The 23,825-nt window shown below is 51.4% G+C and carries 23 protein-coding genes and 2 pseudogenes; 13 read left to right on the plus strand and 12 right to left on the minus strand.

Features of this window, described 5'->3' with window-relative positions; all coding sequences use genetic code 11:
* Positions 1–88 precede the first annotated feature (88 nt).
* Together C1N58_RS09555 and C1N58_RS09560 are read left to right on the plus strand one after the other, a co-directional pair.
* Positions 89–580: pseudogene (locus C1N58_RS09555) on the plus strand (methyl-accepting chemotaxis protein); the annotation flags it as partial.
* Positions 581–1,331: 751 nt separating this feature from the next.
* On the plus strand, positions 1,332–1,739 hold the full coding sequence (locus C1N58_RS09560) for a hypothetical protein (RefSeq protein ID WP_033737925.1): 408 nt from the start codon (positions 1,332–1,334) through the stop codon (positions 1,737–1,739).
* Between the two features lie 407 nt (positions 1,740–2,146).
* Here C1N58_RS09560 and C1N58_RS09565 read toward each other — a convergent pair whose 3' ends face one another.
* From C1N58_RS09565 to C1N58_RS09575, 3 genes are all read right to left on the minus strand, one after another.
* A complete protein-coding gene (locus C1N58_RS09565) occupies positions 2,147–2,482 on the minus strand; it encodes a hypothetical protein (protein WP_052133161.1) in 336 nt (111 codons plus the stop codon).
* A gap of 355 nt (positions 2,483–2,837) precedes the next feature.
* Positions 2,838–3,116: a hypothetical protein gene (locus C1N58_RS09570; RefSeq protein WP_394564831.1), complete on the minus strand. Its 279-nt coding sequence runs from the start codon at positions 3,114–3,116 to the stop codon at positions 2,838–2,840.
* Between the two features lie 555 nt (positions 3,117–3,671).
* Entirely contained in the window at positions 3,672–4,607 is a 936-nt protein-coding gene (locus tag C1N58_RS09575) for a LysR substrate-binding domain-containing protein (RefSeq protein ID WP_394549584.1), read from the minus strand.
* 101 nt (positions 4,608–4,708) lie between these two features.
* Between C1N58_RS09575 and C1N58_RS09580 the strand changes: the two genes are divergently transcribed.
* The 4 genes from C1N58_RS09580 (at position 4,709) to C1N58_RS09595 (ending at position 9,891) form a co-directional block, all read left to right on the plus strand.
* Positions 4,709–5,839, plus strand: a complete 1,131-nt coding sequence (locus C1N58_RS09580) for a trans-sulfuration enzyme family protein (RefSeq protein ID WP_205950059.1) — start codon at positions 4,709–4,711, stop codon at positions 5,837–5,839.
* A 36-nt stretch (positions 5,840–5,875) separates the two neighbouring features.
* Positions 5,876–7,162, plus strand: a complete 1,287-nt coding sequence (locus tag C1N58_RS09585) for an aromatic amino acid transport family protein (RefSeq protein ID WP_164481830.1) — start codon at positions 5,876–5,878, stop codon at positions 7,160–7,162.
* Between the two features lie 859 nt (positions 7,163–8,021).
* Positions 8,022–9,566, plus strand: a complete 1,545-nt coding sequence (locus C1N58_RS09590) for a methyl-accepting chemotaxis protein (protein WP_394564832.1) — start codon at positions 8,022–8,024, stop codon at positions 9,564–9,566.
* 19 nt (positions 9,567–9,585) lie between these two features.
* Positions 9,586–9,891, plus strand: a complete 306-nt coding sequence (locus tag C1N58_RS09595) for a hypothetical protein (protein WP_133745163.1) — start codon at positions 9,586–9,588, stop codon at positions 9,889–9,891.
* A gap of 777 nt (positions 9,892–10,668) precedes the next feature.
* Here C1N58_RS09595 and C1N58_RS09600 read toward each other — a convergent pair.
* The 4 genes from C1N58_RS09600 to C1N58_RS09615 form a co-directional block, all read right to left on the minus strand.
* Positions 10,669–11,235, minus strand: coding sequence for a hypothetical protein (locus tag C1N58_RS09600; protein WP_054633972.1), 567 nt, complete (start codon positions 11,233–11,235; stop codon positions 10,669–10,671).
* A 392-nt stretch (positions 11,236–11,627) separates the two neighbouring features.
* Complete coding sequence (locus C1N58_RS09605) at positions 11,628–12,083, minus strand: GNAT family N-acetyltransferase (protein WP_033738395.1); 456 nt, start codon at positions 12,081–12,083, stop codon at positions 11,628–11,630.
* 225 nt (positions 12,084–12,308) lie between these two features.
* Positions 12,309–12,638 (minus strand): DHCW motif cupin fold protein, encoded by a 330-nt coding sequence (locus tag C1N58_RS09610; protein WP_058709212.1) that lies wholly within the window; start codon positions 12,636–12,638, stop codon positions 12,309–12,311.
* Positions 12,639–12,956: 318 nt separating this feature from the next.
* Positions 12,957–13,925 (minus strand): D-2-hydroxyacid dehydrogenase family protein, encoded by a 969-nt coding sequence (locus tag C1N58_RS09615; RefSeq protein ID WP_394564833.1) that lies wholly within the window; start codon positions 13,923–13,925, stop codon positions 12,957–12,959.
* 220 nt (positions 13,926–14,145) lie between these two features.
* On the opposite strand from C1N58_RS09615, the gene C1N58_RS09620 reads away from it, so the two are divergent.
* The 4 genes and pseudogenes from C1N58_RS09620 (at position 14,146) to C1N58_RS09635 (ending at position 16,630) form a co-directional block, all read left to right on the plus strand.
* Positions 14,146–14,724 (plus strand): cytochrome b, encoded by a 579-nt coding sequence (locus C1N58_RS09620; RefSeq protein ID WP_394564834.1) that lies wholly within the window; start codon positions 14,146–14,148, stop codon positions 14,722–14,724.
* A 13-nt stretch (positions 14,725–14,737) separates the two neighbouring features.
* Positions 14,738–15,289, plus strand: a pseudogene (locus C1N58_RS09625) (tetratricopeptide repeat protein).
* A complete protein-coding gene (locus tag C1N58_RS09630) occupies positions 15,270–15,827 on the plus strand; it encodes a sigma-70 family RNA polymerase sigma factor (protein WP_394564881.1) in 558 nt (185 codons plus the stop codon). The pseudogene C1N58_RS09625 and the gene C1N58_RS09630 overlap by 20 nt, the downstream one beginning before the upstream one ends.
* Positions 15,824–16,630, plus strand: a complete 807-nt coding sequence (locus C1N58_RS09635; RefSeq protein ID WP_394549594.1) for an anti-sigma factor family protein — start codon at positions 15,824–15,826, stop codon at positions 16,628–16,630. The genes C1N58_RS09630 and C1N58_RS09635 overlap by 4 nt, the downstream gene beginning before the upstream one ends.
* A gap of 28 nt (positions 16,631–16,658) precedes the next feature.
* On the opposite strand, the gene C1N58_RS09640 is transcribed toward C1N58_RS09635, so the two are convergent.
* A complete protein-coding gene (locus C1N58_RS09640; protein ID WP_054633978.1) occupies positions 16,659–17,234 on the minus strand; it encodes a YceI family protein in 576 nt (191 codons plus the stop codon).
* A 309-nt stretch (positions 17,235–17,543) separates the two neighbouring features.
* Between C1N58_RS09640 and C1N58_RS09645 the strand changes: the two genes are divergently transcribed.
* Complete coding sequence (locus tag C1N58_RS09645; RefSeq protein ID WP_033738408.1) at positions 17,544–18,095, plus strand: GNAT family N-acetyltransferase; 552 nt, start codon at positions 17,544–17,546, stop codon at positions 18,093–18,095.
* Between the two features lie 86 nt (positions 18,096–18,181).
* On the opposite strand, the gene C1N58_RS09650 is transcribed toward C1N58_RS09645, so the two are convergent.
* On the minus strand, positions 18,182–19,102 hold the full coding sequence (locus C1N58_RS09650; RefSeq protein WP_394564835.1) for an AraC family transcriptional regulator: 921 nt from the start codon (positions 19,100–19,102) through the stop codon (positions 18,182–18,184).
* Positions 19,103–19,204: 102 nt separating this feature from the next.
* Here C1N58_RS09650 and C1N58_RS09655 point away from each other — a divergent pair, with 102 nt between their 5' ends.
* Entirely contained in the window at positions 19,205–20,038 is an 834-nt protein-coding gene (locus C1N58_RS09655; protein ID WP_054687838.1) for an oxidoreductase, read from the plus strand.
* Between the two features lie 193 nt (positions 20,039–20,231).
* Here the strand turns inward: C1N58_RS09655 and C1N58_RS09660 are convergent, their stop codons facing one another.
* Positions 20,232–21,128 (minus strand): DMT family transporter, encoded by an 897-nt coding sequence (locus C1N58_RS09660; protein WP_394564836.1) that lies wholly within the window; start codon positions 21,126–21,128, stop codon positions 20,232–20,234.
* Positions 21,129–21,180: 52 nt separating this feature from the next.
* On the opposite strand from C1N58_RS09660, the gene C1N58_RS09665 reads away from it, so the two are divergent.
* Positions 21,181–21,777, plus strand: a complete 597-nt coding sequence (locus C1N58_RS09665) for a TetR/AcrR family transcriptional regulator (RefSeq protein ID WP_375096216.1) — start codon at positions 21,181–21,183, stop codon at positions 21,775–21,777.
* Positions 21,778–21,928: 151 nt separating this feature from the next.
* Here the strand turns inward: C1N58_RS09665 and C1N58_RS09670 are convergent, their stop codons facing one another.
* Both C1N58_RS09670 and C1N58_RS09675 read right to left on the minus strand, forming a co-directional pair.
* Positions 21,929–22,825: a DMT family transporter gene (locus tag C1N58_RS09670; RefSeq protein ID WP_394564837.1), complete on the minus strand. Its 897-nt coding sequence runs from the start codon at positions 22,823–22,825 to the stop codon at positions 21,929–21,931.
* 37 nt (positions 22,826–22,862) lie between these two features.
* A complete protein-coding gene (locus C1N58_RS09675) occupies positions 22,863–23,333 on the minus strand; it encodes a DUF1203 domain-containing protein (RefSeq protein ID WP_394514788.1) in 471 nt (156 codons plus the stop codon).
* Positions 23,334–23,825: the final 492 nt, after the last annotated feature.

Here is a 23,825-nt window from a genome sequence, read left to right on the forward strand (position 1 = left end):
AAAACCCTGATTAGCCGGCCAGACGTTTAGGGCCGGTTAATGTTTTATCAAAAAAGACTGTCAGTGAATACGATTACCGACTTCTGTTGCGGTCGTGGCTGGCGAAGTCAGAAATCTTGCACAGCGATCCTCCGCCTCGGCGCGTGAAATCGAAGAGCTGATTGAATCATCCATCGCGTTTGTAGAGGCCGGAGCGTCTCAGGCCAGTGACGTTGGTGAGAACATGGCGCGAATGGATGATGCAGTCCGTCAGGTCACCGATCTGATTGAAGAAATTTCGGTTGCAGCGCAGGAGCAGTCACTGGGAATAAGCCAGGTGCATCAGGCGGTGAATCAGATGGACGACGTGACGCAGCAGAACGCCGCATTGGTTGAAGAAGCGTCCTCCGCTGCCCGCTCTCTGACCGAACAGGCAGAAGCGCTGAACGGCCTGGTCGCCGCGTTTACGCCTGGTGCAGACGGGAACTTCAGAAAGCCCGATATCAAGCCACATCCGGGCAGATCTGACGCGCAACCAGTAACATTAAAGCCGCTGGCGGGAACATACCAGAGTAGCGAGAATAACTGGACGCAGTTCTGACATACAGGTTATACCGCCGGCCAGCCCCGGCGGTATATCCGCCATCTCAGGGCTATCGGCTCACCGAAGGCAAATCAGAATGCACAGCAATATATTGCAGGCAATAAAACAGCTGTATTAAGCGCGTTATTGAGGATGCGAACAGCACGTTGATTAACTATGTTGACGCAGGCCTGGATTACATCAGCATCCAGGTCCTGGCGGATACCATTTCGCATTATGATTTGTCTGTCACCCGGCGCTTTATACATTCTATAAAGAACTGGTCCATTATGGTTTGACAACGAAAATCATCAGCGAAATATACTATTACTTGAGATATTCGGACTAATATATAAATTATATTTCAACATAATCAAAAACTTGCAATTTACATTTACTTTGCCGATTATCATTAAGCGAACCGGCTAACCGGTGAGTAACACTCTATAAACGATAGCAAGTTAATGCAGTCATTTGGGGCTCACGTCCGGGCCCCTTTTTTCTGTGGTTTTAAAGCATGAATACGCGTCTGACGTCAACCCGCATAAGGACGAAAGCGAAAAGCATTACACTTAATATTCGTCTTGTGATCGCGACCAGGGATTGGCTTTTAGCGCTGAGCAGAGGCGTTGAATACTTCATATTTCAGCGTTTAATACCCGACGGGCAAAGATTGCACCTTTCCCCTTTCACTTTATCCCGATGACGTCGTGTTCTCACTTTATGGCAGACCGCGTTTCTGTAACAGGGGTTTTACACTAGGGTAGTTATGAAACGATTAATTTATTTTTTCTTATTGATGACAGGCAATGCTCTCGCGGCTCAGACGCCAGACCTTAAAACAGTACAGGAATACTGCCACATCACGTCCATTCCGTTAATTCAGGCCGCCTCTGATGCCGTCATCTTTGACGCGTTTGGACACCCTGAAAAAATGAAAGCGCTGTCTGATACCGTTTTTTCAAGCCAGATTTTTAAAGCTGCGCCTGACGATGTCCGGAAAGCGATGAAAGACACGCTTGAAGAGGTGATACTGTCCAAAGACAAGAAAGATAAACTGTTAAAAGCCTATTCAGGTGACAGTCAGCATGACCTGAATGTCCTGTCGTCAGTCTGGGCATATTATTCAGTCGAACCTTACCTGATCAGGTGTGCATATATGAAATTTGCGGGCTAAATCCCCCAATCTTTTCTGCCTGCGCCTGGACAAATGACGGAGCGACGTCACCGACCATCAGCGTCAGCTCCTTACTCCTGTTCTCCGCCTGGTTGGCCATACGCAACCTGTTAGCAGCGGTTCGGCATGTTTTGCGCGGCCTTACCTTCGCCGTACGTTTACAGCATGCGCAAGTCGCACACGGCGGGGCTCAGGTGTATCTGATGCCAGCCAGGACGTTTAATAAATGCGCCGTGCGTACAGAGGATAAACGTCAGCGATACGCAGCCATTCTGCGCACGACACCTTACACTTTTTTGCTGGTAAGCTGGTTTTCCGCAGCAGAAAAGCAATGTGCCCGGGATGCACGCCGAAAGTCGCTTACCGCAGCCCCCGCCCGGCCAACGGAACTTACCGCAGAAGGAACGTTACCCCGTCCTGAAGGTATCCAGACAGGCATTGCACATGGTGATGAGCTGTCGGATCACCCTGTCCGCGTTTGACGGCGTAAGGTCCTGCTCAAACACATTACGCACGGTGCCAAATATGACGGTGATAAGCGTCAGGTTGACGCTACTGACGTCAGGAAACGTCATGTTGCTGGCGCTCGTAAGCATCGCTGTTGTCGCGCTGTTTACCCGCTTGCTAAACGTATCAATCAGCGGCTGGTTATCCAGCTCTGCCACCGAGCGGTAAAGTGCCTTTGTCACGTCGATACGTGCTGTTTTGGCCTGCCAGTAGGTCATGATCAATGACGCACTCATGTCGCTGACGGTCGCACCACTCTGGTTGCGGCAGGTGACTTCAATCCTGTCGGCCAGCGCTGCTAAATAGCGTTACATTTACCGGTTCTGGTCTTTTCCCACAGCCGGAACATTTGGCGTTTTTTCCTCACAGGCTGAGAAACGCGTTGAGGCGGTTCCTGCCATCACCAGGGTGAACGCGCTTACCCTGTCTGCCCCGTATGGCGGTCTGCTGTCCTGTTATTGGGCCGGAAGACGTTCAGGCGCAGGATAAAAGCTCAGATACCCTGCGGGCAGAAAGCTGACTGGCCCGTAGCCGGTCAGTTCAGGAAACACAGACACCGCACCTGTGAACGGTGTCTGTCGATTTTACTCGTTATGCGTTGCCATCGTTCGGGCAACTCGGACCCACACCCAGCGAAGGATCATCACAGGCCTGGTTAATCTCCAGATGGTGATGCCACGCGGCCAGTTTAACTGCACGTTCATTAACAGAAACATCAGGCTTTTTAGGAGAAACATTGCCGGTTGCCACTGCACCGAAAGTCATTTGAGAAGGCAGATCCTTTGCAAACGAAGACACCTGCAGGCCAGCCAGTACGACAGTGGCCAACGCTGTGGTTTTAACTGCATTTTTAATGACAGACAGAGACATGATGAATCCTCTCAGCTTAAGTAAGTTAATCGCTGTTTGCCCGGACAGCACTCAGCGAAATGAGAAACATGTTCACAAAAGCGGGCGCGGTGTTAAGACGCGCCTCAGGTATTCAAAAATTTTTCTGTGACAGTTTGATGATACCGGCTGCTAAAGAGAGTAATGAAATATTGCCTGTGTAACGCGGGGAAACAGTTGCAGGAAATGGCGTCCAGACCCTGCCAGGCACCTTCATCATGAGGTCTGATTTCTCAGCCTCTTTCAGATCACCATGGTAAATAACCGGTTTGTTTACTCACCCGAAGCGGGGAATGGTAAAGCTCCCGTCTCACCAAACCGAGGCACAGAGAGGCAAGGGAACAGGCGTGTTTTTTTAATACTTACCCGCTTTGCGATAGGTGCCTGTTTGCATTCAGCCAGCCATCCATCAGGTATTTTTACTGTGACAACTTAAGTAAAAACGCAGGTCGCTTGTCTACTGAACTGACAGGCGGAGTTGAGGTAAATCAGACGGCCATCTGAAAGTTAAATACGCAGAATGGAAAGATTAAACCGTCAAATATTGAATTGCTTTACCTTGATATCGACATGATGGACTTTTGACACTTCTCTTAATTCTCTTGCCGTCTGAATTCTGAGATTTTTTATCAAGTCTTTTGCGCTGGCTTTCAACACCTTGTCTTTTCTGAAAATCAAATTGCTCCCGAAAGTAATATTTTCACGAAGCGTAAATACATCTACTGCTTCAGCGTTAATCCCTGCCAGGGTCAGAGGATGCACAATACCCACACCGGCCCCAGACGTCACCATTTCTAACACCGTATGACAATATGGCGTTTCAACGAGCATGTTTAAGCTTAATTTCTTTAACCGACACTCTTTTTCCAGCGCTATTCTCGTCGTATCCTCAGAGTTAAGGGCGATAAAGTTTTGATCGGCTATCTCTGTAAGGCTGACCGATTTTACTGAGGCGCTGAGCATGTTTTTTGGCGTAATGAATACACCTTGCACCGTGCAGAAACTGTAAAAAACGCAGCTGTTGCCATATATTTCGTTTGCTACCAGACCAAAATCCAGTTCTCCCGAATCTACGGTTTCATAAATATCACGAGAACTGTTAATAGAAAATTTGACTTTCGTCACAGAGGCTTTGACAAAGTCAGCAATCACTTTCGGAATCACTTTTTGCCCGAACACCGGGTGAGCCGCAAGATGGATGGTTGTATCAATGCGATTTTTGAGAGATTTCACTTTGTGTTCAATCAGTTCTATACCGCGAAAATGTTTTTCAACCTCTTTCATAAGCAGGTGAGCATTTTCCGTGGCTTCTAACCTGCCCCTTTCTCGCCTGAACAACACAAGCCCGCATTCGTTTTCAAAAATTTTTAATTTCTGGCTGACGGCAGACTGAGAAACACCAATCATTTCAGCTGCTTTTGTTGCGCTTCCTGTAAGCATAACTGCTCTGAAGGTTTCAATTTCTCTGTACACTTCCCATTACCTGTACTTATGAAGTCATTAGCTTCCAGTATAGAATTACGCTTTTTTAAGCGCAATAGTGGGGGCAGCGTATAAACACAAGAGGAAAAGCCGTGAAAACGAACAATGATAAACATTCATTTAAATCTCTGGCGACGCCGGTTTACAGAGGTTCAACAATTGTTTTCGAGGATTTTCAAAGTTTCGAAGAAAGAAAGAAAAGGCAGCCGGATGGATTCAGTTACGGCATTACGGGCTCACCCACCCACCGCGAAGTGGAAAAGTTAATTTCCGGTCTGGAAGGCAGCCGAAATACCGTTGTACTTCCTTCAGGCCAGGCCGCTCTGGTGCTGGTATTAATGTCAACATTGAAGGGCGGAGACCATATTATTGCGCCTGATTCCTGCTACGGGCCGTTACGTGACTTTCTAACAGATTATTTAGCACAGCTAAACGTTGAAGTAACATTCTGCCCACCGCGAGATACTGCTTTTATACAGAATGCACTATGTGACAACACCCGGCTGATCTTAATTGAGTCACCCTGTTCACTGACAATGGAAATACAGGATATTGAACAAATTGCCATGCTAGCGCGTCGACATAATATTCTCACGGTTGTCGATAATTCGTGGGGAGGTCCGCTGCTGTCCAGACCATTCAGATTTGGCGTGGATTATGTCGTCGAGGCGGTGTCGAAAATGATGAATGGCCATTCTGACATTCTGCTGGGCAGCATCAGCACTGTTGATAATGAACACCATGCCCGTCTCAGAAAGTTGCAGGATATTATGGGCATGTATGTCAGCCCCGACGACTGTTTCCTGGCGATAAGAGGGCTTGAAACGTATTCATTACGCCAGGAGAAACAGTCCTCTTCGGCTGAGATTATTTCTCACTGGCTTGAGAAGCATCCTGCCGTGGCCGCTGTGTTTCATCCCGGACTGGCATCTTCCGAAGACAATCGTCTCTATAAGAAATACTTTGATGGATATGGAACTGTTTTTTCTTTAACGTTAAAAGATGAAAGTCGCCTCGAACGCTTCTTTGACAGCCTGACCCGGTTCAGAATTGGAGCCAGCTATGGTGGCACTAAAAGCCTGATTGCCTATTACTCGCCTGAAAGTCTGTCTTCCCGGCGTTATCACGACAGCACCGCCTCTATTATCAGGCTGTCTGTAGGCCTGGAAGACTGTCAGTTACTTATTAACGATCTTGATTCCGCATTGAATAAAATAATTTAAATAAACATAACATCCCCTCGTGAAATGGAGATTACCATGTCTTCCAGTACCCTTACGCCAAAAATAACCGGGAACACCGTTAAAACAGATATAATGTGGATTTTAGCCATTTATGGATGTGCCGTCGGAAGCGGATCGCTTTTCTGGCCTGTGAGTCTGGGCAGCGCCGGCTTATGGTCAATGATGATACTTATTGCTCTGGCATTTCCGGTTACTTATTTTACGTACCGCGTGCTTTCACTGTATATCTCGGCAGGAACGGTGACGAGAACGTCAAAAAGCAATCTTATCGACACAACCAACGAATTACTGGGAGGGAAAGCGGTAAAATTTCTTACCGTGGCGTACTTTCTCATTATGGTCCCATCCTTGGCCGTTTATGCCATAACAATGAGCAATACATTTTTGGATTTTTTCAAAACGCAGATGGGGTTTCCTCCCTTAAACAGGGGCGCTACCGTTTTCGGAATAATCTTTCTGATGTCGCTTATTTCTTTAGGAAAAACAGAGACGATATTAAAAGTTGTCGGGGTAATCGTTTTCCCATTCATCCTGTCTTTGATTTTTTTTGGCATTATGTCAGTTCCACACTGGAATACTTCTTTCCTTACCGCGGAGGCGAATACAACGTCAATACCGGAGATTGCAAAATCCCTCTTCAATAACCTTCCGGTATTAATTTTTGCTTTCAGCTTCACGCCCATCGTTTCCAGCCTGGTTGCTCATTATAAACAGACCCACGGTGAACAGGCTTTCGAAAAAATAAATCAGATCCTCGTTCTTTCACTGATAGTCATCATATCAACAGTCGTCTTTTTCTCGCTCGGGTGTATCTTTTCCTTAACGCCGTCAGACATTAAGGAAGCGCGCCTTGAGAATCTGACATCGCTGTCAATACTGGCAAGAAAGTTTGACGCTCCCTGGCTTGCCATCTGTTCTCAGATAATTATATTTTTTGCGGCGATGAAAGCCTTCCTGGGTACGTTTATTGCCACGCGTGAAAGCCTGACTGGAATGGCGCTTAATAACTTCGGATGCAACGACGCCTTTTCAAACGGAACGGGAATGCGCGTTGTATCTGTCGTGGTCGTCTTTTTTATTACCATCATACCCACCATAGCTAATCTGGATGTTATTAACATCATCAAGTATTTTATGGTCCCCGTCAGCGTATTCATTGTTTTCTTTCTGCCTCAATATGCATTTTACCGAATCCCGGCATTGCGTCATCTTCGCGGTGGATTCATTAACTGGTTTGTCATCCTGACCGGAATATGTGCTCTGTTTGCAGGTGTTTTAACTATCATCAGGCACGTTTTCTGATAAAGTTTAACGCCTGAAATCAGGATGCTATTGTCGCCTCTTATTTTGCTGATCAATACAATAAGATCATTGTCTGTGTGATGATTGCTCACCTGCTCTGCGCCCGTTAGCAGAGCAGGTTTAATGATAATGAAACTCGACTATCGGACGTAAAGCGGCCTGGGTTGCGTCGTTTTAAACCGCCTTTTACTCTGTAAACCCACCTTCCGGGTCAGATTCATAAACGATCGCGTTTGCATCAGCCAATCACACGGATCAATGCTCCGCGAATACGCATCATCACTCCCTCATAACGGTGACTACCCCACACTGCCGCGTTTTGCGCAGACATAGGTGGCGAAAGTTTGCGGTCTGCTGAGCGTCAGTAAAGATGTTAATCAGGCGACGCGCCTGCTGATAGCATTGCCAGCCGCTTCTGCCGGATTTATGCACTGCGCCCTCCTCTCGTCTGTCCATGAACTCCAGTCAGGCTGCCGCCTGCTTCGGACGCACGCTTAACCTTCCGGTGTCCGGCCAGACGGCCAGTCAGACGCTGGCGGGGAGCAGGACAGCGCTCAGCCTACAGTGCGCCAACATTTTCGACGCGCCAAATGTGGCACAGGCATTAACGTACAGAGAGGGTTCAGTCCCCGGAAAACGGACGCAGAAGGGTTAAAGAGCACAGCTTCAGGCGAAGCCGTGATCCGTTACAGCACGCCGCCCAGCGACGCTCGCTCAGTCCTGTGTCAGAGGGCTGCGGGTGGAAAGTGAAATATTAATTTAACAAAACAAGTGTGGAGCAAGCGGAGCGGTGTGCCGATAGTAAATTGTGGTTAGTAACTAAAAACACAACAAAATAAAAACTTAACAGAGAGAGCGCATGAAAATTTCCACCCGCCTTGCCGCCGGTTTCGGCCTTCTTATCCTCCTGTCTGCCATATGTACTGGCACTGCGCTTCATGCCCTGATTAAAGCGCGTGAAAGCCTGGATGATGTTGTTCGTTACAAAATGAAAAAAAGCCAGCTTGCCACCCTCATGCTCAGTGAACTGAAAGACATGGCCATCTCGGTGAGGACACTCGGCCTGCTCAGCGCTCCTGAAGACATGAAACCTGCTGATGTACTCATGCAGAAGAGTAAAGCCGACTTTCTGACCAGCCTTGCAGAAATGCATCAGATCATGGAAGCAGACTCAACGCCAGCGGGTCAGGAAGCGCTGAAAAGACTGAACGACGCTCAGAACGCTTTTTTTACCGTTTTTGAAAATGCCAGACAGCTCGGACTCGCCAATCAGGACAAGGCCTTTATTGCCTATCTTGCAAAAGAGGTCAATCCGGTTCAGGACAGGATGCTCAGCGCCCTTACTGACCTGGTAAAAATACAGAAGAAGGTCAGCGTCACATCCGGAGAACAGAACAGTGCCGCCATCGCACATGCCTCACTCATCCTGATGTTGCTCGCTGTCGCATCCGTGCTCGTTGCGGCAGGCACCGGTGTTTTCATTACCCGGCTGCTGATGCGTCAGCTCGGCGGTGAGCCCGCACAGGCGCAGACGCTGGCTGCCAGCATCGCCGCAGGTGACCTGACCACCCCCGTCGCCCTTCGCCGCAACGACACAACCAGCCTGCTGGCCTCGCTGGATAGCATGCAGGCCAACCTGCGCGGCCTGGTATCGCAGATCAAGGATGCCGCCGCCTCCGTGGCCCTGGCCGCCGACGAAATTGCTCAGGGGAACACCGAACTGTCTTCCCGCACCGAAGAACAGGCCGCCGCGCTGCAGGAAACCGCCGCCAGCATGGAGCAGCTGACCGCCACAGTGAAGAGCAATACTGCCGGTGCGCAGCAGACTGCGGAGTCCGCCCGCAAAACCGCGCGCACGGTCGACGCCGACAAGGCAAAGGTCACTGACATGACGGAGACGATGCATAACATTCAGGCAAGTGCGCTGAAGGTCCGGGATATTACATCGGTGATTGAGAGCATTGCGTTCCAGACCAATATCCTGGCGCTGAACGCCGCCGTTGAAGCGGCGCGCGCCGGTGAGGAAGGTCGCGGCTTCGCCGTGGTGGCCGGTGAGGTCCGTACGCTGGCGCAGCGCAGCGCCACGGCAGCGAAGGACATCAAGGCCCTGATTGAACAGGCCGTGAGCCAGGTGGAAAGCGGCGTGGAGGTTGCCACTGGCACCGGGCAGAGCATCCTGAAAATCGTGGATATGGTCGGTGAACTGGCCGAATCCATGGACACGATTGCGCTGGCCTCGTCGGAGCAGATGCAGGGGATTTCGCAGGTCAGCGTGGCGGTGAGCCAGATGGACGGCGTAACGCAGAACAACGCGGCGCTGGTCGAGGAGTCATCGTCGGCATCCCGCTCCCTCTCTGAGCAGGCGCACACCCTGCGCGGCATGGTGGAGGCATTCCGTGTCTGAAAAGGATGACATCGAGTACATGACTCTCGTCCTGAGACTAAAAGCAGATGTTGATGTACTTTTTACGCAACTGAAAAGCGGTGACTACAGCAGCCCGGATACCTTTGCCAACAATCTCCATCATCTGCTGCGAATGGTTAAGGACATTGAGCCCTTTCTGGCACAGTCCGGTCTTATTGATCGCCTGGCGCGTACTGATTTGCTGCTCACGGCAGATCTGCTGGGTATCGTCAGTTCAGTCGCCATACTGGGAAACTTTATTCACTGTCTTTCCCGTCAGGCCGCAAAAGAAACAACGGAGAAGCCGAAACCTGACGCGGGCTGAAATATGCCTGTCATGAAGTGCGAGTTAACTCTGATGTGATGTGGTTGTTGTCAGAAAGATACTTATCGCCTTCGGGCTGGCCCGTCGCGTTTATGCCGACGGGCTTTTTTTTACAGGCATAATGTCTGCCAGACAGCCCCCGCACCTGACTTCCCCTGCCCTTCCCTGCCTCCGGCCTGTCCGATCCTGTAGCGTGTTTCTTCACGGTCAGAAGACGCCCTGGACCGGACTGAATAAACAGACATTACCGGCTCACCGGGCGGACTATTCTTATCATTTGCGTTAGTCGCCATTTCCGGACCGGCAGCATTCGCTGACAGTCGGGTACACCGAAGCCTGCCGTGGCTGACGATGACACGGCATTGTCTCTGCTTGCGCCAGGCGCCTGCCCCCGCTGTACAGCACCAGCATGTGAATCCCTCCCTGTGGGCGCATTACGCTTCCAGATTTGACTACATCAAGACTCCGTGCGGCATCGTCATCAATAACGGTATGAGCACCTTGACTCCCGTGCTGGCCGGGCATTTTTCAAACACAAAGCGCGCGCATTGCTGCTCATCTTCCTTACATTGTGTCTTCCCACTCTTGTCTGCACCCCACACGAACCTCAGTGAAATCCTCCCTGAAGCGCAACGAAACACGTCAGCGTCATAACGGTTGCGCCACGCTTATCGGCACCTCGGATACCGACAAGGCAGGATTAAACAAATGACGGCTTTAAGCGTCTGAGCGGACGCCGCTTAGTGCATCAGGACGACTGATGTATCAGATGGCAGGTCAGATGTTTCGTGTGCGCTGTTTTGCTTTTTTGCCGCGCCAGTACTCTTCAAGGTAAGGCAGCAATTCAAGCACCACTATTCCTGTAAGTACAGCCACGATATAGTGGCCTGGCAACGGGTCTGCTCTGAGTTTAAGTTCAAATCGTGCAGATTCTTCACCGAAACCAAACAGTGCCAAAAACTGCGGCCAGTGACGGGAAACCACCAGTAGAAGCGCCACTAAAGGTAGCATTTCCAAAAAACTGTGCACATGCTGCTCAACCGGTGAGACCCGCCTGGCGGTCACAGCATAAGTCACATCCCACAGCGCTGTCGCCTCATGGCAGAAAAACAGCACTATCATAAACGCAATGACTAACGCGTTTACCTCTAAAAAGAGGGCCGCGAGTAAGGGCAGGCCCATCTCCAGAAACATCAGAATATGAATATAGGTTTCTTTCAGACCGGTGGTGGTTTCGATATCAGTGGCTCTGTGACAAAGCCAGTCCGCAAACCCAGCAATAAGCCAGACAGGCAAAATAAAGTAGAGCAGCAGCAACATCTGAGGATCGGAAGAAGGAAGCATTTTACTTTACCTGTAAAGCTTAAATGAAAAAGCATAGACGCAGAGCGAGGGTGAGCAAGGCAACCGGGACAGGATGAGCAGGACTGCGCGCCCCAAACAACTACATAAGCAGGTCAGAAACGTCCGCTTCTGCCACCGCGCAAACATTCATGCGTCAGACAAGCGACACCTTCCTCGCGAACCTTGTATTAGAAACAGTGCCAGAGCAGCAGACGTTACCCTGGCAGAGGGAAACGACCGCCTTTACAGGCAAACATGACGGGGTTACAAACCGGTTACTGCACCGTCTTTCCTGAATTATTTACCCTCAGTTGCAACGCAGCTCCCTCGACAAACGCTCAAGATGTCACCGCGCGTTATAAAAGCGGAGAGATGAAGTGTAAGCCGTACTTCTACAGGTCCTTGCACATATACACGCTTAAAGGATCGCTGATATAGGGAGGGAAAGCTTCACAAAGCCTGTAGCCGCATCGACGATACAGCGCTATAGCGGGCTGTTGATGAATGCCGGTTTCAAGGCGTAGCTGATAACAGCTGTTCTCTGACGCGAATTTTTCAAGTGAGGCCAGAATTTGCTCGCCGAGTTGGCGCCCCCGATATTCTGGACGAATGTAAACCCGTTTAATTTCGCCTACGTTGCCATCCTGAAGAAGTAAAGTGCCACAACCAGCGGGCAGCCCATTAGCATCACGCGCAATGACGCAGCGCAGTTTCTTATTACTGACGGTGGAAAGGTCCAGGCAATGATGACTTTCTGCAGGATAAAGCGCGCGTTGAAACGCATCAAGTTCACTTACCAGGCAGGCTAACGCAGCGTCATCTTTATTTATTTCTGACAGGTAGAACATGATAGTCCTTTTCATTTTCGTCTGATGAAATCATCACGATATTTCAGACCTGTTTATATTGTTTGTCTGACTCAGCACATGAACAGGCCTTATTTAATGACGCAGGCCATCACCTGTCGTGCTCCATGCCGGGTTCTGGCGCATTATTTCAACAACCGATCTCACGTTTAAAAAACGCGCTTCCCCCTTTACTGGCGTACAACAAGAAAGTCACCCTACCTCCCTTCAATCAACGATAAACAGCGTTGCGCCCTGCGTTGTCGTCGAGCGATGCGCTTCGGCATTGTCCGCCACCTGATAGCTCACGCCAGGCGTCAGGACAAACACTCGTCCATCGTCCAGTTCCGTGGTCATTTCGCCTTTCAGGCACAGAAGAATGTGACCTTTTAAACACCAGTGATCGGCGACATAACCCGGAGAGTACTCAACCATTCTGACCCGGATAGCGCCAAACTTTGCCACACGCCAGAGCGCGAAGCCGCATTCACCTTCATGGCGTTCTTCCTCGATCTGTGACCAGTCGGTTGTGCCAAAAGGGATATTTTCCATCTTCATTTTTTTATGCCTTATTCGCGAGGGTGAGTGACGTCACCTGGGGTATTTAAAGCGGAGCAGGCAGATAACGGCTGGCTCAGTAAACGCGACGCTTCAGCTTCAGGCCATTAAAACATTTCCTACCCTCTGCGCTCGGGTATGTGAGCCGTGAATACGAGTGGACTCGATGACAAACCTGGCGATAGTTAAACGGATCAGCGGATGGCTTTATCACTTTCCGGCTTTCTGTTTAGCTTTCTTAAACGTGTTATCTTTTCCCTGAACACCCGTACGTATTGACACTGCGTCCACGTAACGGTTTAGCGCAGCAAATTGCGTTTAATCCAGCGCCTCAGGGTTGATCACGTGGCTAGTGTCACCCTGGAAAAAACGCACCACATTGTCAAACGCGGTGCGGAAATAAAGCGTGTAACTGTCCTTTTCAACATAGCCGATGTGGGGCGTGCAAAGTACGTTGGGCATCGATAACACTGGATGCGCCGGATCGTAAAGGGGCTCTGCCTCAAAGACATCCAGCGCGGCAAATCCCGGACGGCCCTGCCGGAGCGCGCTCAGCAGGGCGCCCTCTGCCACCAGCTCTGCCCGGCTGGTGTTCACAAACAACGCATCGGGCTTCATCTGCACCAGGTCGCTCAGCGTGATGTTGCCCTCGGTGGCGGTCACCAGGCGCTGATGAACAGTTATCACATCGCTGGTCGCAAAAAACGCCTCACGGCTGGCTGGCACGATTAAGCCTTCTTGCTGCGCTTCCTGTCGGGCGCGATCGCTGCCCCAAATCTGCACCTGCATGCCAAACGCGCGGGCGTAAGCCGCAATACGCTTGCCAATTTTGCCGTAGCCCAGAATCCCTAACGTCTGTTTGTGTACACCCTGCCCCAGTTCTGCCTGCCAGTGTCCGGCACGCATGGCGTTAACGGCCTGTACGAACTTCCTGCGGGCCGCCATGATTAACAGCCATGTCAGCTCTGCCGGCGCAACGGGCGAACCCACGCCTTCCACCACCGCCACGCCAGCCCGGGAACAGGCTGCAAGATCGATATTGCGGGCGATCTTGCCGGTCTGGCTGATCAGCTTCAGTTGGGGCGTGCGCTGTAAAAACGCCTCGTCAATGATGGTGCGCTCGCGAATCAGGATCAGGGCCTGAGCACTTGCCAGCGCTTCAGCGGCGGCGGGATCGCAATGGATATCCCCAACAGCGGTACAGTGAAAGGCCGGATGGCGTTTCAGGCAGTCCAGTCCTGCTGTAGCCAGTTGATAATCGTCGGGAATACATACCGGTATCGTCATCGTTACGCGCGCCTCAAGAGTCGGATTCGCTTTTCACTGCCGCCTGTAAACAGTCTTACATCATTAAAACACCAACAGGGTTTCGTCAATCGACTTCGCCGCATTCTGTCCACGCTTTTGAGCAAGGCAGGCCCTGCCAATGGGTTGCAAAAAAAAGAGTGAATAGAAATCGCAGGACGCACGTTTACTCAGCAGAAATCTGAACGAGAGAACCCACGTCATGATTCATGCTCAACCCGTAAAACCCCGACAGCACGATGACCGGCTGACTCTGGCGCTGCACTGGATCACCGCCGCCAGCCTCCTCTTTTTATTCGCCAGCGCCCACATCTGGCAATGGCTGGAGCGCGGCACGCCGCTCAGGAAAGGCTTACAGTCAGTGCACATTTCCTGGGGTATTTTGCTGGCGCTGGTGATGGTGGTTCGTCCGGTCTGGCGGGTGATGAGTCAATGCTCGCCGCGTTATGCCCTGCCTGCGGCGTCGATATCCCGTCCGGCATCCATTCTGTCTCACTGCGTGCACGGCGCGCGCTGTCTGTTGCTGTTCACGCAGGTTGTATTGGGCTTTCTGTTCCGCTGGGCACAGCAGGAGCCGTTTCACTTTTTCGGCCTCTTCGGGCTGAGCGGGCGGGTCCATGTCGATGCCCTGTTTAAACATTCATTGAGGGAATGGCATAACACCATCGCCTGGACGCTGATCGTTCTGGCCGCGTTTCATGCCTTGGCCGCCCTGCTTTATCACTTTGTTTTCCGCGATAACGTGCTGCGTCGCATGCTGCCCGTTCGCCCGTTCTGTTAACTGGAGCTCTGCCATGAAAAACATTGCATCGATACTGCATAATACAGGCCGTAAACTATGGATTCCGGCGCTGCTGCTGGTTATCCACACCGCACCCGCGCTGGCCGCAGGGGATGACAGCACCAACAGTACGATCCCGGACTGTCCGCATGGGCAGGTTTATGACAGCAAGCGTAAACAGTGCGTCCCCGATAAATCGGCGCATCTGACTGACGAAGACAAAACCCGTTATGCCTATCATCTGGCGAAAAAAGGCGAGTACCAGGCCGCGCTGACGCTGCTGGACAAGCTGAAACAGCCTGACACCGCCGAGGCCTGGAATTACCGCGGCTATGCCACCCGAAAACTCGGGCGAACCGATGAAGGTATCGGGTATTATCAGCGTTCGCTGGCGCTCAATCCACGCTATGCCAAAGTACGTTAATATCTCGGCGAAGCGTGGCTGATTAAAGGTCGTCCCGACCTGGCGAAAGCACAGTTAAATACTCTCGCCCGCCTGTGCGGAACGGGCTGCGAGGAGTATCGTGATTTGCAGGCCGCCATTGCTGGCCATCCGGAATCCTGATACGCAATGCGAGGACAGTGATATTACGACCAGCGAAGTTCGTCAGCAGCTTGCTGCCCATCTGACGCGCCTGTGGCGCTACGGCCTGGTGCTGTCCCGAAACCACGACGTTGCCGAAGAGCTGGTACAGTCGACCTGCGTTCGCGCGCTCGAAAAGAGCGCGCAGTATACGCCCGGCACGCGAATCGATCGCTGGCTGTTCACGATCCTTCACTCCATCTGGATTTCTGATCTGCGCGCCCGCCGCGTACGGCTGGGACAGGGCTTTGTTGACAGTGACGAACTGCTGGCCCCGGACGCGCAGGAACGTGATGAAAAACGCCTGCATTTTCAGAAAATCATGCAGCGCGTCAGTGCGCTACCGGAAGCCCAGCGTAATACCGTGTTTCTGGTTTATGTAGAAGGCTTTACCTATCAGGAAGCCGCAGAGACGCTGGCCGTGCCTGTCGGCACCATCATGAGCAGGCTGGCCACCGCGCGTTCGGCGCTGGCCAGGTCGTTTGATGATCAGGATGCCGCAAAGGAGAAACGCTCATGAACACGTCGCAATTTACGCCTCCGTACAGCGACGAAGCCCTGGTCGCCTGGCTGGATGGCGAGATGGATCCGGCTGACGCGCGCAGGCTCGAAGCGCTGCTGGAGACGGATTCTGATCTGGCTGATCGCATTGATGAACTGATGAAAAGCCAGCTCGACTTTGAGGCGGCCTTTGCGCCGTTACTGGACAAAGCCCCGGAAGCCAACATGCGGCGCCAGCTGGATGCACTCTCAGCTCCCCCCGCGCCTGAACCCAAAATGACGTCCACTACGGGCGTCAGTCGTCGTTCACTGATCGCCGCCTCGCTGAGTTTTCTGCTGATCGGCTCGGGGCTGGGTTATCTGGCGCGCCCCGGCAAAACCGCGCTGAGTGAGAGTGAGAAGATTCGCGATCTTGAAGCGCAGTACATGTCGCTCTACAGCGCAGAAACCCTGCTGGATGCCGATAACTCCCCTGCCGCCTTGCAGCATGGCCTGGCCCGCACGGCACAGGATATCGGTCTGCATCTGCATACGCAGCAGCTCACGCTGCCCGACGCAGAGTTAAAAATGGTGCGCATGCTACGCTATGACAGTACGTCAATTGCGCAGATTGCCTGGATCCATGCGGAATATGGCCCGATGGCGCTGTGCATTTCCCCCGATGCGCATCCGACTTCAACCGGGCTTGAGCGCGAACAGCGCCATGATATGCGCCTGGTGTGGTGGCATCACCGCGGCTACCAGTTTGTTCTGATTGGCCGCAATCCGGCCGGGGAATTATCCGCCAGCGCCAGTGCCCTGAAAACCGCGCTTAACGCCTGACCACCACGCGGCAGTTAGCCAGGCGCGTTCAGGGGACATGGCTGGCCTCTGCCTGAATATCGATAGTAATGGTTACCCTGTCATCCACCAGCGAGGTAAAGCGATCCATATGGTAGGCCGAGCGCGAGATCGTGGTCATCGCATGCAGCGAGATCCTGTCGCCAGTCTCTGCGGTGCGATCATGCTCTTCCATCGTCGCGTCAAGGATCACCGGTCGCTGGACGTCCTTCACCGCTAACGCACCAAAAAGCCGGTATTTACCGTTGCCGCGCGCCACGATGCGGGTGCTGGTGAAGACGATATTGGGATAGCGCGGCGCATCAAAAAACATGCTGCTTTTAAGCTGATAGGTCAGCAGATTGTTTGAGGCGATTAGCGTGGAAACCGGAATGGTGACCCGGACATGATTATCCAGCTCATTCGCCGGGTTCAGCGTCACCTCGCCGGTCACACCCGTCAGTTTCGCATGCGACATCCCGCCAAAGGCACGCCATGACAGCCCTATTGCCGTGTCAGGCGTGGAAATCGTGTAGTAAAGCGGGGCCGCATGGGCGAACGGACTCAGCAGCACTCCAGCAACCAAAAAAGAAACAGCGCGCGTCATAGCAGGCTTCTCCAGTAAACAGATAACGCGTTAACGCGCCAGGTGACAACGTTATTCGATTGATACTTACAGTTATATAACATTCGTGAGGCCGGAGATCGCATTTGGATGGGGAAGCGGCACGGTTATATGAGGTGGATGCAGGATAGTGCGGTGGTTTTTGGCGATGCGCGAGCGTCTTTCCGCTGGGAGCGGAGTTGTTGGCGCGGTGTCCGGCGTGGAGGTTGCCCAACCTGTTATCTGAAGCGGATGCAGATCTTCATCGCTTGTGATAAGAAAGAAAATTAATCTGAGTTCAGGAGATGAGTTATGTACCTGGATGATATTCCCCTTAATTTTCGGCAGCATGAAACCTTTTATCTGATCGCCCCGGACATGAGTCGTACGGAAGAAATGCAGCAAAAACTGAATGCATTTAGTTCCCTTCATCATGAATTCCTGCTCTGGTCTCCCGGTTTTCACTCTCTGAATGCTGTTGAGAAAAATATGGCGGAGGCGGCCGGGAATTTCCTGAATGACAACGTTGAATATAAGTTTTTAATCATTGATCGTCAGTCAGATGACCTCTCAGGCTGTATTAGCTTATTTATCAGGAATCGCGCGATTCCTTATTATGAAATCGGCTACTGGCTCGCCACTGATATGTGGGGTAAAGGCATTATGTCTGAAGCTTGTAAGCTGGTCACAAACATGGCCGCCGATTTTTTTCAGGCAAAGCGAATCGAAATTCGTACGGCAGGACGTAACGTACGCAGTCAGTCTGTTGCGTTAAAGTGCGGTTTCAAACCCGAAGCCAGACTGGTTAACGAACGCCTCGATAGTCTGGGGCGGATTGATGATACGGTTATCTACCGGTATTAGCACGGCTTAAATATGAGTGATAAATCAGAAAAAGAGCGGTTTTCTACCTGCTCATTTTGCATCTCGTCAGCGATGCCATCACAGCTTCAGTGCGATGACACAAATGCAGAGTTTTGCTGCAAAGGCGGAAAGGCGAAATTACGTTGCATACGCTTTATCTCTTCTGCCGGTGGCAGGCCAAACAGCCGTTTGAACTCACGATTAAATTGCGACGGGCTCTCGTAGCCAACGGCGTAGCTCGCGGCGGCGGCAGTGAGCTGCTGACGGACCATCAGCATTCGCGCCTGATGCAGGCGAACTGATTTTACATACTGCATCGGCGGCAGCTGGGTTATGGCTTTAAAGTGGTGATGAAAGGTCGGCACGCTCATACCGCTTTCCGCCGCCAGTTGCGTAAGCGTTAAAGGATCAGCATAAGTGGCACGGATACGCCGTAAGGCTTTGCCGATTTTGCCGAACTGACCTTGTAAAGCCAGCGCCGCGCGCATTGCGTTGCCCTGCGCGCCGGTTAATACACGAAAATAGAGTTCGCGCATCCTCCCGTGCCCCAGAATGGCGGCTTCTGCGGGATTCTCCAGCACGTCAAGCACACGTAACACAGCCGTTTTTATCGTGTCATCCATCGGGCTCGACATCATGCTCTCAGGCGCGGCGGAAAGTTGCGGTGCACCATGCTGCTCAATCTGCAGCATCAGTTCCGCAGCAAGCTGAAAATCCAGATGAATATATATAGCCAGTAGCGGATGGTCTGCCGATGCGTCAGTTTCCATGGTAAAGGGCACGGGGACTGAGACGGCAAGATAGTGCTGTTCATCGTACAGATAGGTCTTTTGACCGAAATAACCGCGTTTACGGCCCTGGCAGACAATGACAAGGCCGGGATCATAGAGCACAGGGGTTCTGGCAAGCGGGCGGTTGGCGCGCAAAATTCTCACATCGGGCAGCGCAGTAAGGTTGTACCCTTCCTGAACGGCCAGTGTTTTTACCCGTGTAATCATGTCGGACATTATCGCACCCTCATAAAATCAGGCAATAAAACCAGAAGATATGGCCTGAAAATCCATTGGTGCAGAGAATATCATGCAGCTTTTACTGCATGGGAATAAATTATGACATCTGCAAAAACGATTTTTATCACCGGTGTGAGTAGTGGCTTTGGTCTTGCCCTGGCGAAGGAAGCCCTGCTTGCGGGCCATCGGGTTATTGGAACCGTGCGCAACCCTGACGCATTACAGGCATTTGAAGCGCTTGATGCGCAGCGGGCATTTGGTCGCCTGCTTGACGTGACAGACGTTGAGCGAATTGCTGAGACCGTTAAGGAGATAGTCGCTACCGTTGGTCCTGTTGATGTTCTGGTGAACAATGCGGGTTATGGTCATGAAGGCATTCTGGAAGAATCTTCGCTGGAAGAAATGCGCCGCCAGTTTGACGTAAATGTGCTTGGCGCAGTGGCGATGATAAAAGCCGTCCTGCCAGAGATGCGTCAGCGACGCTGCGGCCACATCATCAATATCACGTCAATGGGCGGTTTTATCACCCTGCCCGGTATCAGCTATTACTGCGGCAGCAAATTTGCGCTGGAAGGCATATCAGAAACCTTAGGTAAGGAACTGGCCCCGTTTAATGTAAAAGTCACCGCGGTCGCACCCGGCTCGTTTCGCACCGACTGGGCCGGTCGCTCAATGTCACGCAGTGCCCGCACCCTTCCGGACTACGACGCGTTATTTGACCCCATTCGCCAGGCGCGCCAGGAAAAAAGCGGAAACCAGCCCGGCGATCCCGTAAAAGCAGCGCAGGCCATCCTGACGTTGATTGAAAGCCAGAGCCCACCCACGCACTTGTTGTTAGGCAGTGATGCATTAACGTTGGTGCGGCAAAAGCTCGCCGCTTTGCATCATGAAATCGAACAATGGGAATCCCTGACACTTTCAACAGATGGCTAATTCGTTGCTGAAATACATCCCTGTGATGGCTGTTGAAACGGTCAGCCATCACAGATGGATGGTGCGTATGATAAAGGGGTTACCCGGGAGTGAAGGTAATTTCCATTATTCCCGGGCGTTGATATTGTTCTGTAGCTTTGTGCCAGAATCAGACCTGGAATCCAAAATGAGGCGCTGTTAAATACGAAAACGATTAGTTTTTCGAAGCTGCTCTTGTCTTCAGGTAATACTCACCTGCAAGGTAACCCGTTACCGCAATGAAGGTTATTGCCCCGCCCAGTAATGTATTGCTGGGCGGTAATTCACTGAAGAAGAGCCAGACCCATAAAGGCCCCAGCACAATATCAGTTTGCGCAATAAGGCTGGCTTCAGCGGGGTTAATATACCGACTACCTGCCATGAAAAGGAGATAACTCAGACTCTGCGTGGCCAGCGCAAAAGCACATAACCATACCATGTCATGTAAACCGGGAAGTGGAAGGCCCTGCGGCATCATTATAAAACAGAATGCACCGCAGAGTGCGCACGCCAGTGCCGTAACTGCCGGCAGATTCATATCCGGCCATGTCCCGGACATCACGATGCTGGCGGCAAAACCGGCCGTCATCATGAGTGCCAGTGCGTTACCCGCCATATCGCCCGTACCTGAGGCAGAGGTCGCCATAACAATAACCCCCACGAGACTCAGTGCCGCCGAGATAAGCGCGCGCTTTGTTATTTTTTTCTTCTGTATCAGCCAGCCCAGCCCCATGGCAAAAAAGGGAATGGTGGCATAAACCGTCATCACACCAGCAACACTGGTGAGTTTCAATGCCGCTACGTAACAAAACATAGAAACCGCCATGACGGCAGCCGTGATCAGACCTTTTATACCCATATCATGACGAAATGCAAAACGGCGCAAATACCCACCCAGCGCCAGCAGAAGAACCAGTGACAGAAAAGCAAACAGTGACCGCCATGCGACCATTGCCCACGTGTTCATATCGAGCATTCTCACGAAGAAACCTGCTGAACTCCACATGACGGCTGAAAGGCACACCATGCTTATCCCCAGACTGTGCCTGCTGGCGGTTTTAAACAGTGGCATCTCTTATCCTTGTTCGCTATAGTTTTAAAAAAAGTAGAACGGTCTAATTATTATGGCAAAGAGTGATACGCGCAAACGTCTTTTAAATGCCGGTGTAAGGGTTTTCATGAGGGAAGGATATGAAGGTAGTGGTATTACCACTATTCTTGGTGAAGCAGGAATGCCTAAAGGATCATTTTATAATCTCTTCTCCAGCAAAGAAGAATTTGCCTGTGCCGCCCTTGACGTCTATATCAAGACGTTTGACGCACTCCGGGAAAATACACTGCTGAATACAGCGCTTGTTCCCCGCCAGCGTCTGATAAACTGGCTGAGCGGACACAGGGAATATATTGAGCGTGAACCCGAAGCAGGCGGCTGTCTGGCAGGAATTATAGGGCAGACGGGCGCTGTACACAGTGAAAAAATGCGTCAGAAGCTGCTGGCAATTTTTAGCGCCTGGGAGCGCGATCTGATTAACATCTTTACTGACGCTCAGCAGTCTCAGACATTATCGCCACGCATGTCTCCGGAAAGCGCGGCAAGGCTGGTTATTCACAGTTATGAAGGCGTAATGATCCGTATTCGCATAGAACGTAGCCTTTCTCCTTATGCTTTCTTGATGCAAACGCTACCAGACCTTCTTTTTGCTGAACCTGACGCTGTTTAAAGCATTACAGTCCGTCAAAACGGCTGACGGGATAGTATGGCTAACCGCATCGCCGGGCCTGATACAGGGCGGACTCTCACAAAAGGCACCTTGCGGTAAAAGCCAGTTTACGCCGCCAGGCACTTTGTACGGCATTGCAGAAATATTCCCGTTATGAGGTCTGCCTCTTTCTGCCCGAATACGCCACCATCCAGACCGCAATGCCGATGAGGCAGGCGCCTGCAATAAATTTCTCTCCAATTTTCTCGTCAAGCGCAAGATAGCCCCACAAGCAGGCAAAGGGAGGGATAATAAATGTGACCGTAAGAGATTTCAGAGGCCCCGTATCTGCAATAAGCCTGAAATACAAAATGTACGCCAGCGCAGTACAGATTAAGCCCAGCGCGACTACGCTGCTCCATACCCAGGGCTGAAACCCGTTAACGGTACCTGCTGAAAACAGGTTCCAGCCAAAAAAGGGGAACAGAAAAACGGATGCCCCAGCCTGACTTCCAGGTGCGACCAGAAGCGGATCGAGCCCTCCCCGCTCGGTAATCCATCGTCTGGTAAGATAACCCGCAAGTCCGTAACAGGTTGTCGCCACCAGACAGGCCAGCGCGCCTGCTATAAACATTCCGCCTAAACCAGAGAAAGCAGGACTGCTTATAAGCATTATTCCCGCCAGACCCGTTAATATTCCCATCAATTTTCTTACGGTGATGACTTCCCCAAAAAAGCAGTACCCGATAAGTGCTCCCATCATCGGCGCTGTCGCGTTAAACAGTGCGGAGTAGCCCGTCGGGAGCCATCTCGCCGCAATACAGTACATCAGAAAAGGAAGACCGGAATTGATGATGCCGAGCACCAGCGTTGCCCTCAGTTTCCCATTGAACGTCTGTAATTGCATGTTGAACAGGACGACGGCGGCAAGCCCCGTAAATCCTAATAGTACGCGTAAAAAAGCCACGTTAATGGACCCAAAGGCGGGCACAGCTATTCTCATAAACAGAAAACTTGAACCCCACACCGCGGCCAGTAAAACAAGCCTGACAACATCAGAAATCTTCATCTGGTTTTTCCTGACCGATCCCAAACGGCATGCTCATTTACAGAACACGTTCGGCAAGACAGGCGAAACATCCCCGTTTTGCGTAGTGGAAATGAATATAACTTACGGCAGGATCGTCGAAAAAATGATTCAGCCATTGTTCCGCTGCATCGCCCTGACAGATTTCAGCTTTTACCATGAGATGGTTTTCACTATAGGCTCTGAGGGAAAGAAGTCTGTGGCTCATCACTTCCGGTATGTTATTGAGATATATGCCCTGCTCCGTACATCCCTCCCACAAATAGATGGCATGAGAGCCATGGTAAGGTGTATTTGCGAGCTGATAGGTATGGTTGATCAGAATCGCTGTTTCACCGGCAGGAATATCGCGCAGCGAGATTCTGTCGGGATACCCCGGGCAACTCTCGACCTTGACTCTTACAGCACCGTGGAAAGTTAAATAGTGTTCGTCCTGGCCAAAAAGATGGACGAACTGTCCCGCATCAAGCCCCGAAATTTTGTAGTTCATTTTCGCCTCCCGTGTTGGTCAGAATGACAGTACCTTTTTATTGACGGGAACTGCTCGCTGTTTTCGGACAGGGAAATACTGCATACAGGATTGAGAAAGGGTTACGTTAAAGCCGTGGTAAAAGGCGAAGAAATCAGAGGGAATGCTGGCATTCAAACGCATGTGTCTGCTACAAGCCACTCACAGGTCGGCTCGGTCAGCCGGTCGGTAACCTGACGCATCACAAACGAAATCATCAAGTGCAGGCAGCCGCTTTGCAGGCTCACAGTGATTGCTACTGTCCGCCAGGTCGAAAGCGTGGTAATCCCCCTGGAGTATGAAAACGCATTGTCGGTACGGTCAGCTGACATCCTGAATTTGTTTGAACACGCAAAAATCCTCCATGAACTGACAAAGGCGCAGTTGATGCGATGAGATGAACGCAGGGTAAAGCAGGCTGAATTTTTTTAAAGGGTGCAGACACCACAATGGTAAAGGGTGCCTGCAGATTTT

Source organism: Pantoea sp. SGAir0180 (assembly GCF_043546245.1).

Bases quoted from the DNA above. Each gene is read 5' to 3' on its own strand.
- C1N58_RS09560 (WP_033737925.1), top strand. From the start codon at position 1,332: ATGAAACGATTAATTTATTTTTTCTTATTGATGACAGGCAATGCTCTC.
- C1N58_RS09565 (WP_052133161.1), bottom strand. From the start codon at position 2,482: ATGAGTGCGTCATTGATCATGACCTACTGGCAGGCCAAAACAGCACGT.
- C1N58_RS09570 (WP_394564831.1), bottom strand. From the start codon at position 3,116: ATGTCTCTGTCTGTCATTAAAAATGCAGTTAAAACCACAGCGTTGGCC.
- C1N58_RS09585 (WP_164481830.1), top strand. From the start codon at position 5,876: ATGTCTTCCAGTACCCTTACGCCAAAAATAACCGGGAACACCGTTAAA.
- C1N58_RS09590 (WP_394564832.1), top strand. From the start codon at position 8,022: ATGAAAATTTCCACCCGCCTTGCCGCCGGTTTCGGCCTTCTTATCCTC.
- C1N58_RS09595 (WP_133745163.1), top strand. From the start codon at position 9,586: ATGACTCTCGTCCTGAGACTAAAAGCAGATGTTGATGTACTTTTTACG.
- C1N58_RS09600 (WP_054633972.1), bottom strand. From the start codon at position 11,235: ATGCTTCCTTCTTCCGATCCTCAGATGTTGCTGCTGCTCTACTTTATT.
- C1N58_RS09605 (WP_033738395.1), bottom strand. From the start codon at position 12,083: ATGTTCTACCTGTCAGAAATAAATAAAGATGACGCTGCGTTAGCCTGC.
- C1N58_RS09610 (WP_058709212.1), bottom strand. From the start codon at position 12,638: ATGAAGATGGAAAATATCCCTTTTGGCACAACCGACTGGTCACAGATC.
- C1N58_RS09615 (WP_394564833.1), bottom strand. From the start codon at position 13,925: ATGACGATACCGGTATGTATTCCCGACGATTATCAACTGGCTACAGCA.
- C1N58_RS09620 (WP_394564834.1), top strand. From the start codon at position 14,146: ATGATTCATGCTCAACCCGTAAAACCCCGACAGCACGATGACCGGCTG.
- C1N58_RS09635 (WP_394549594.1), top strand. From the start codon at position 15,824: ATGAACACGTCGCAATTTACGCCTCCGTACAGCGACGAAGCCCTGGTC.
- C1N58_RS09640 (WP_054633978.1), bottom strand. From the start codon at position 17,234: ATGACGCGCGCTGTTTCTTTTTTGGTTGCTGGAGTGCTGCTGAGTCCG.
- C1N58_RS09645 (WP_033738408.1), top strand. From the start codon at position 17,544: ATGTACCTGGATGATATTCCCCTTAATTTTCGGCAGCATGAAACCTTT.
- C1N58_RS09650 (WP_394564835.1), bottom strand. From the start codon at position 19,102: ATGTCCGACATGATTACACGGGTAAAAACACTGGCCGTTCAGGAAGGG.
- C1N58_RS09655 (WP_054687838.1), top strand. From the start codon at position 19,205: ATGACATCTGCAAAAACGATTTTTATCACCGGTGTGAGTAGTGGCTTT.
- C1N58_RS09660 (WP_394564836.1), bottom strand. From the start codon at position 21,128: ATGCCACTGTTTAAAACCGCCAGCAGGCACAGTCTGGGGATAAGCATG.
- C1N58_RS09665 (WP_375096216.1), top strand. From the start codon at position 21,181: ATGGCAAAGAGTGATACGCGCAAACGTCTTTTAAATGCCGGTGTAAGG.
- C1N58_RS09670 (WP_394564837.1), bottom strand. From the start codon at position 22,825: ATGAAGATTTCTGATGTTGTCAGGCTTGTTTTACTGGCCGCGGTGTGG.
- C1N58_RS09675 (WP_394514788.1), bottom strand. From the start codon at position 23,333: ATGAACTACAAAATTTCGGGGCTTGATGCGGGACAGTTCGTCCATCTT.